Consider the following 7,124-nt stretch of genomic DNA (forward strand, 5'->3'; position numbering starts at 1 on the left):
GCCCTCCGGCCCCAACTTCGTGTCTCCAGCCGACCCCAGCCGTAGCGCGCAACCGTGTCAGCCGACCCAGCCGAGTGGTGACCGTGTTAGCGGACCCAGCTGTAGCGCTGAACGGTGAGAGCGCGCGCCAGCCACTGGCGGGAACGATGCGAGCCGACCCAAGCCGCAGCCCGGAACCGTACAAGCCCGTCCCAGCCGTAGCGCGGAACCGTACAAGCCCGTCCCAGCCGTAGCCGCCGATGCGAAGCGAGGCGAAGGGGGTGCGGGTGGCGAAGCCCCCGCCCGCGGCAAGCGAAGCGCAGCCGCACAAAACAACGAAGGCGACCCGCTCCGCGCACTCCGCGGACACAGATCGCCTATCGCCTTCGTGGACGATACTGGGATCGAACCAGTGACCTCTTCCGTGTCAGGGAAGCGCGCTACCGCTGCGCCAATCGTCCAAGCGGTACAACAACCTCAAGAACTTCTTCGAGGTGGAGACGGGATTCGAACCCGTGTGGACGGCTTTGCAGGCCGCTGCCTAACCTCTCGGCCACTCCACCAAGCAAAGCTTGGCCTTCAAGACCATCTCCGAGCGGACAACCGGGCTCGAACCGGCGACCTTAACCTTGGCAAGGTTACGCTCTACCAACTGAGCTATGTCCGCACTCCGCCGGTTTGGTGTTCCCCGGCGTGAGCAGAACACTAGCGCACTTTTGGTGGGTCGCAAAACTGGGTTTTCACGCCTGAAAACGACCTCATTCGCCACATTCGCACCACGTTTTCTGTCCACTCGACACGCCGGTAAGGCGCCCGGATTTTGAGTGATTCCGGCCGCCTTCTGAGCTGCCGCCGCGTCAGCCTGTCGACGGCCGGTTCCATCGGCAGACAGGCCGCGAGTCCCATCACCCGGCCGACATCACTTGCACCGGAACGCCCTCGCCCACCAGTAACACCCGAGCGCCCAGCGGTTGCTCCAGGCGCGCCATGACAACCCGGCCAACAGCAGCCAACGGCATCGGCGATCCGGGCCGATGAGGCAAGTCCTCAACCTCCACCAGTACGGCCGTCCGCGACTCGTGTACCGCCCGCACCCGCACGTCGGAGTAAGAAGGCAACGCCCCCTGAAACAGCAGCCGCACACTGCGTCCACCGTCCATGACTACCGACGCGCACATCCCTGGCAGCCCACCCCGCCACCGCCCAGTCAGTCCCTCCGGCCACCACGTCCGCGCCACCACAGAGTCATCAAGTAGCAGCAAGTCTCCGGTCGCCCCCGCAAACTCAAGCCGGTACGCCGGTAATGGCCGATGCCCGCGATCAGTCCGGAACTCCGGCCACACCCGCCGTACCGACGTCACCACCGCCGGCGCGGAGCCGTCGGGGTACTTCGGCTGCAACCGCCCCAATATCCCCGGTGGCAAGCCCACCTCCGACACCACCGGCCGATGCCCAAGCACCTGCTCGCGCTGGGACAGCCGCCCACGCCCAATGGCACAGTCCATCAACACAATCGGCCGAGGCGCCCGCCGTACCGGGAACTCATCCCACAACCTCAACGCCTCTTCAACCCCCACAGCCGCACCCCTCAGTCCAAGCAGAACTCGTTCCCCTCGACATCCAGCATCGTGATGCAGGACTCGTTGAACCCGTCAGCCAGCTGCACCTGAAACACAGTCGCCCCCAACTTCTCCAACCGAGCCTGCTCAGCCTGCAACGCAGCCAACCGCTCAGCCCCCACCAACCCGGTCCCCACGCGCACATCCAAATGCACCCGGTTCTTCACGACCTTCCCTTCAGGCACCCGCTGAAAGAACAGCCGAGGCCCGACCCCGTTCGGATCCACGCAAGCAAACGCCGACCCCTGCACCTCAGCCGGCAACGAAGCATCAAACGCAGCCCAAGACTCGAACCCCGCCGGCGGCGGCGGCACCACGTACCCCAACACCTCACACCAGAACCGAGCCACCCGCTCCGGCTCCGCACAATCAAAAGCCACCTGAATCATCCGAACATCAGCCATCCACCCACCCTAATTCCGCGCCAGCTCAGGCGAGCCAAACACCGTCCCGCATCAACAACCGCCCCGCAATCTCGCCGACCTCTCGCCAGGCCTGGACCTTGGTAGGCGTGATCCGGATGAAGGGGTAGTTGGCCAGAGGCCGCGGATCAAACCCGGCCTTGTCAGCAAACGCCTGCGCCTCCGCAGCAGTCGGCTGCCCGGCGTCGGCCACCCCAGAGATATGCACGACATCGCGGAGCTCCCCGAGCGTCAACTGGACGGCCGGATTCGCCCGAAGATTCCGAGCCGTCGGATTGCTCGCAGCAGTAGACAGGAACAGACACTCCCCGTTCCACAGAAAAGAAAGAGGCATCAGGTACGGCGTCCCCTCAGGACTAGCCGTAGCCACCCAAGCATCAACATCGTCCTCTAGCCGCCGCAAGCAGTCCCGCCGACGAACTGCCAACGCCCGAGGCACACCAGACTCAACCATCACCCCACGCTGCCACACCCAAAGCCCCAGCCCCAACGCGGAACAGCCAAGCGCGCGACACCAGCGCCGTACCGAACTCGCGCGTGAACTGCACTCCAACCCCAGCAGAAACGAGCAGGCGAGCCCAACCCCACCGCGAATGGGCAAGCGAACCCCAACCCCAGCGCAGAACCATACAAGCGAACCCCAGTCCCAGCCGGCCGATGCGAAGCGAGGCCGTAGGGGGTGCGGGTGGCGAAGCCCCCGCGCGCGGCAAGCGAAGCGCAGCCGCACAAAATGACGAAGGCGACCCGGCCCCCGCTCTTCGGGGGCACGAGTCGCCTATCGACTTCGTGGGCGATACTGGGTTCGAACCAGTGACCTCTTCGGTGTGAACGAAGCGCGCTACCACTGCGCCAATCGCCCAGGCTTGGTGCGTGTTGCCTGGTCTTGCGGGTGAAACCTTAGCGCATGATTCGGCGACGTTCTAATCGGGGCGGGCTACTCTTGGGCCAGGACGGAGACCCCGTCACGTTGGAGACGTGATTGTGACTTTCTCGCACGACACCGAGCAGGCGCTCGGAACGCTGGTCCGGCTGGTCAACACGCTGCCCGGACCGAACAGCCAGGTCGACACAATGGGGGCCTTGGAGGAGCTGGAGAAGTTCGTCCAGGAGCGGGAGTTCAGTGCGGTCGGCATCCTGACGGACAAGGACCTGACCGATGTCCGGGAGCTGCGGCCGTTGTTCGCGCCGGTGTTCACGACGGATTCGGATGCGGCGGCGGCGGCGATGATCAACGCGATCATTGCGCGCGGTACGACGACGCCGCGGCTGACGAATCATGACGGGCACCCGTGGCACATCCACTATTCGCGGGACGGTTCGTCGCTCGCGTGCCGGATCACTGTGGAGTGCGGGATCGCGCTCGCGCAGGTGATCTCGGCGGGGGAGCGGGAGCGGTTGCGGCGGTGTGAGGCGCCGGATTGTGATGACGCCTTGATTGACCTGTCGCGGAACCGCTCGAAGCGCTACTGCGACGCCCGCACCTGCGGGAACCGATTGCACGTGGCTGCCTACCGCGAGCGCCGGAAGGCTTCGGGGGAGTAGTCAGCTCTGCACGCGCAGGGCGGTGACGGTTTCGCCGGTGAGCCCGAGATGGGTTCCGAGGGCGTCGACGGCTGCCGTCAGTGCGGCGAACTCATTCGCGCTGAGTGATTCGACGAAGGCGCTCCGGACCAACGCAAGGTGGTTCGGGGCGCTTTCGCGCAGTTTGGCCCAACCGGCTTCGGTGAGAACCGCGACGATGCCGCGCTCGTCCGTCGCGCAGGGGCGCCGTTGGACGAGGCCGGCTTTTTCGAGCTGGGCGACCTGGTAGCTGAGGCCGCTCTTCGAGGTGAGCGCGATGCCGGCGAGCTCGGTCATGCGCAGTTCGCCGTCGGGGGCGTTGGAGAGCCGCGCCAGGACTTCGTACTGGGGGTGCGACAGACCCGCGGTGTCCTTGAGTTGCTGCTCGACCTGCTGATTGAGCACGGTCGCGACGCCGAGGAAGGTGCGCCAGGTGCGTAGTTCGCGATCGCTGAGCCCGGCTCCGTCTGTCATGGCCTCATCCTAACGAATGATTGTTCAAATTCGAACGACCGGCTATCGTCCTCAAGTAGTTCCAGTTTGAACAACTGCGAGGAAGGCGAGTGCCTGATGACTGAAACCACCCGTCGGGGGATGCTGAAAGCCGCTGCTGCAGTCGGTACGGCGAGCGTCGTACTGCGCTCTGGTCCTGCGATCGCTGCGGCTCCGGCGCAGTCCAAGTACGTGCCGCTGCCGGCTGATGCGAAGCCGCTGCCCATGGGTCCAGACGGCTATCGCCTCGACCGCATCGGACCCGAGATGTACGCGGTCACCGCGGGCGGTACGCAATCCGCCTTCGTGGTCAGCAACCGCGGCGTGATCCTGCTGGATGCGCCGCCTGCGCTCGCGACCGCGCTGCCGCATGCGATCGGCAAAGTGACCAGCAAGCGCGTCACCCACCTCGTCTACAGCCATCACCACGCGGACCACATCGCCGGCGCCGCGGCGTTCGGGGATATCGTCCGAATCGCGCACGCCGACACCGCACGGCTGATCCGCGCCGACCGGGACAAGGCTCGCCCGATGCCGACCCGCACCTTCACTGATCGCTACTCACTGACGGTCGGCGACCAGCACCTCGAACTGAGCTACCCTGGCCCGAATCACGAGGCAGGCAACATCATCGTGCACGCGCCGCGCCAACGGGCCGCGCTGATGATCGACGTCGTACTGCCGGGTTGGTCGCCGTTCAGCGCCTGGGGTACGGCGGACAGCGTCCCCGGCGTCCTGCGCTCGCATGATGTGCTGGCCAAGCTTGACATCGACACCTTTGTCGGCGGGCACGTGCATCGGCTCGGCACGCCGAAGGACATCAAGGTGTCCCGCGAATTCACCTACGACCTGTGGAACGAGACCCGCAAGGCCGTCGCCGCGACTCCGTCCACGCCGTTCTTCGGGCAGGTCGAACCCGGCCACAACTGGGCAGCCTTCAAACTCTGGTACGACGCCGTCGCCGACAAGGTTGAACCAGTCATCTACCGCAAATGGCTGCACCGCCTGGCCGGGGTTGACGTCTTCACCCGCGACAACATCGTCACGGTCGCGACCTCGCAGATGCTGGACGCCCCGAAGGATCTTTAGGGGTTGGTGTCGTCCAGTGAGCGCTCCGCGAAGACCTTTGCCGCCTGTGCGGTGATCGAGCCCGGCGCAGGCAGTTCGCGGTCGTCGACGCGGTGAATGGCCTGGACGTCGCGGGTGGTCGATGTGAGGAAGATCTCGTCGGCCTCGAAGAGCTGCGCCAGCGGTACGTCGCGCTCGCTCGCACCGAACCATTCGACGACGAGTGCGCGGGTCACGCCGGCCAGTGCGCCCGACTCGAGGGTCGGCGTCACGAGCTCATTGCCGTACACGCAGAAGATGTTCGAGCCCGTGCCTTCGCACAGGGCGCCGATGGTGTTGGCGAAGATCGCCTCGCTGCCGCCGCGCTCCTTGGCATAGGCGAGCGCGCGGACATTCTCGGCGTACGACGTCGTCTTCAGACCGGCCACGGCGCTGCGCTCATTGCGGGTCCAGGGGACGGTGACGATCGCGGAAGTCGGCGCGGGCGGCTCGATGGCCTGGGAAGCGATCACGATCGTCGGGCCGGTCGTGCCGCGATCCGACGAGAGCGGCGAGACGCCGCCGGTGAACGTGATCCGCAGCCGGCCGAACGCGATGCCCGGATCGGTCGCGAGCACCTCGGCGATTCCGCTCTCGACCCGGGCGACGTCCGGCGCCGGCAAGCCGAGACCGGTGGCGGAACGGACCAGCCGCTCAAGATGCCGCCGTACGGCGAACGGTTGTCCGTCGACGATCTTGATCGTCTCGAACACCCCGTCACCCGTGGTCAGTCCGTGGTCGAGGGCCGGAACTGTCGCCAGTTCATCGCCGAGCTCGCCGTTCACCCAGATTCGCATGTACCGCTCCTTCCGCTGAACACCTTAGTGGCAAGGTGAATCGGGGCCGCGGGACCACCCTGAGGTGACCAGTCGATGACGGTCCGTCGACCAATCGGCGGACCCCGATTTTTGAACTGCGGGCGGAATGAGCTAGTGTTCTTCTCGCGCCGGGGAACACCAAACCGGTCGTAGTGCGGACATAGCTCAGTTGGTAGAGCGTAACCTTGCCAAGGTTAAGGTCGCCGGTTCGAGCCCGGTTGTCCGCTCGGAGATGGTTTTGAGGAGCCAAGTTCTGCTTGGTGGAGTGGCCGAGAGGCGAGGCAACGGCCTGCAAAGCCGTGTACACGGGTTCGAATCCCGTCTCCACCTCGAGAATATTTGCGTAGTTTGCTTGGACGATTGGCGCAGCGGTAGCGCGCTTCCCTGACACGGAAGAGGTCACTGGTTCGATCCCAGTATCGTCCACGAAGGCGATAGGCGATCTGTGTCCGCGGAGTGCGCGGAGCGGGTCGCCTTCGTCATTTAGTGCGGCTGCGCTTCGCTTGCCGCGGGCGGGGGCTTCGCCACCCGCACCCCCTTCGCCTCGCTTCGCATCGGCGGCTACGGCTGGGGCGGGCTTGTACGGTTGCGCGCTACGGCTGGGGCGGGCTTGTGCGGGTCCGCGCAACGGCTCTGGCGGTCGTGAAGGCAAGAAAAATGTGCCTCGCCCCGGTCCCGCGTGACGTCCGAAGGGTCGGAGGGCCCGTCTCCGGGGCTTCGGATGTTGGTGGGGTGGGCGGCCTTTGTGGATGATCAAGGGCGCGATCTGGCCTTGGGAGTCCACAAAGGTTCACGGGGGACCGGTGCGGGAGTTGGTGGGCGGGTAGTTCTGCTGCGGATTGGTTGTGGGCCTCGTCGGTGGGTAGCCACTGGACGGGACCTCACGCGGCGTTCGGTTGGGCGCCGGGCTCGCCATCCGGCTCAGCCGCAGGACTCGCGCTCGCTGGGTGTTTCGGTGAAACGGCCGCGGCGGCGTGCAGCCAGAGCATGCGCTGTCGGCCGCGACGTGCGCTGCTTGCAATGGGCTTGTACAAGAGGTCTTGCGTAATTGCTGGGGAGTTGCAGCCAATTCAGGGAAGGCAACAGCTAGTAATGGCGGCGGAGTTGGGGCCAGAGCTGTCTCTTAT

Annotated in this window: 7 protein-coding genes and 7 tRNA genes; 5 read left to right on the forward strand and 9 right to left on the reverse strand. The window is 65.6% G+C overall.

Annotation, left to right across the window (positions count from 1 at the left end):
• Positions 1–368 precede the first annotated feature (368 nt).
• The 7 genes from E1263_RS41370 to E1263_RS41400 all read right to left on the reverse strand — a co-directional run bounded on the left by E1263_RS41370 (position 369) and on the right by E1263_RS41400 (position 2,879).
• Positions 369–440: transfer RNA gene (locus E1263_RS41370), tRNA-Val, on the reverse strand.
• 31 nt (positions 441–471) lie between these two features.
• Positions 472–542, reverse strand: a tRNA-Cys gene (locus tag E1263_RS41375).
• Between the two features lie 31 nt (positions 543–573).
• A tRNA-Gly gene (locus E1263_RS41380) sits at positions 574–646 on the reverse strand.
• Positions 647–884: 238 nt separating this feature from the next.
• Positions 885–1,556 (reverse strand): hypothetical protein, encoded by a 672-nt coding sequence (locus E1263_RS41385; protein ID WP_132177785.1) that lies wholly within the window; start codon positions 1,554–1,556, stop codon positions 885–887.
• Between the two features lie 11 nt (positions 1,557–1,567).
• Positions 1,568–2,002 (reverse strand): VOC family protein, encoded by a 435-nt coding sequence (locus E1263_RS41390; RefSeq protein WP_132177787.1) that lies wholly within the window; start codon positions 2,000–2,002, stop codon positions 1,568–1,570.
• A 25-nt stretch (positions 2,003–2,027) separates the two neighbouring features.
• The gene (locus E1263_RS41395) at positions 2,028–2,474 is read right to left on the reverse strand and encodes a pyridoxamine 5'-phosphate oxidase family protein (RefSeq protein WP_132177789.1); all 447 of its coding nucleotides are present in this window, start codon (positions 2,472–2,474) and stop codon (positions 2,028–2,030) included.
• Positions 2,475–2,807: 333 nt separating this feature from the next.
• A tRNA-Val gene (locus E1263_RS41400) sits at positions 2,808–2,879 on the reverse strand.
• 122 nt (positions 2,880–3,001) lie between these two features.
• Here E1263_RS41400 and E1263_RS41405 point away from each other — a divergent pair.
• On the forward strand, positions 3,002–3,562 hold the full coding sequence (locus tag E1263_RS41405; RefSeq protein ID WP_132177797.1) for a CGNR zinc finger domain-containing protein: 561 nt from the start codon (positions 3,002–3,004) through the stop codon (positions 3,560–3,562).
• On the opposite strand, the gene E1263_RS41410 is transcribed toward E1263_RS41405, so the two are convergent.
• A complete protein-coding gene (locus E1263_RS41410; RefSeq protein ID WP_132177791.1) occupies positions 3,563–4,054 on the reverse strand; it encodes a MarR family winged helix-turn-helix transcriptional regulator in 492 nt (163 codons plus the stop codon).
• Positions 4,055–4,150: 96 nt separating this feature from the next.
• Between E1263_RS41410 and E1263_RS41415 the strand changes: the two genes are divergently transcribed.
• Entirely contained in the window at positions 4,151–5,161 is a 1,011-nt protein-coding gene (locus E1263_RS41415; RefSeq protein ID WP_132177793.1) for an MBL fold metallo-hydrolase, read from the forward strand.
• On the opposite strand, the gene E1263_RS41420 is transcribed toward E1263_RS41415, so the two are convergent.
• Positions 5,158–5,976, reverse strand: coding sequence for an aminotransferase class IV (locus tag E1263_RS41420; RefSeq protein WP_132177795.1), 819 nt, complete (start codon positions 5,974–5,976; stop codon positions 5,158–5,160). The genes E1263_RS41415 and E1263_RS41420 overlap by 4 nt on opposite strands.
• Before the next feature lie 175 nt (positions 5,977–6,151).
• Here E1263_RS41420 and E1263_RS41425 point away from each other — a divergent pair.
• The 3 genes from E1263_RS41425 (at position 6,152) to E1263_RS41435 (ending at position 6,423) form a co-directional block, all read left to right on the forward strand.
• Positions 6,152–6,224, forward strand: a tRNA-Gly gene (locus E1263_RS41425).
• Between the two features lie 32 nt (positions 6,225–6,256).
• A tRNA-Cys gene (locus E1263_RS41430) sits at positions 6,257–6,327 on the forward strand.
• A gap of 24 nt (positions 6,328–6,351) precedes the next feature.
• Positions 6,352–6,423 (forward strand) — tRNA-Val (locus E1263_RS41435).
• The last annotated feature ends 701 nt before the right edge of the window (positions 6,424–7,124 follow it).

It is taken from the genome of Kribbella antibiotica (assembly GCF_004349055.1).
In the GTDB taxonomy this organism is placed as follows: Bacteria; Actinomycetota; Actinomycetes; order Propionibacteriales; family Kribbellaceae; genus Kribbella; species Kribbella antibiotica.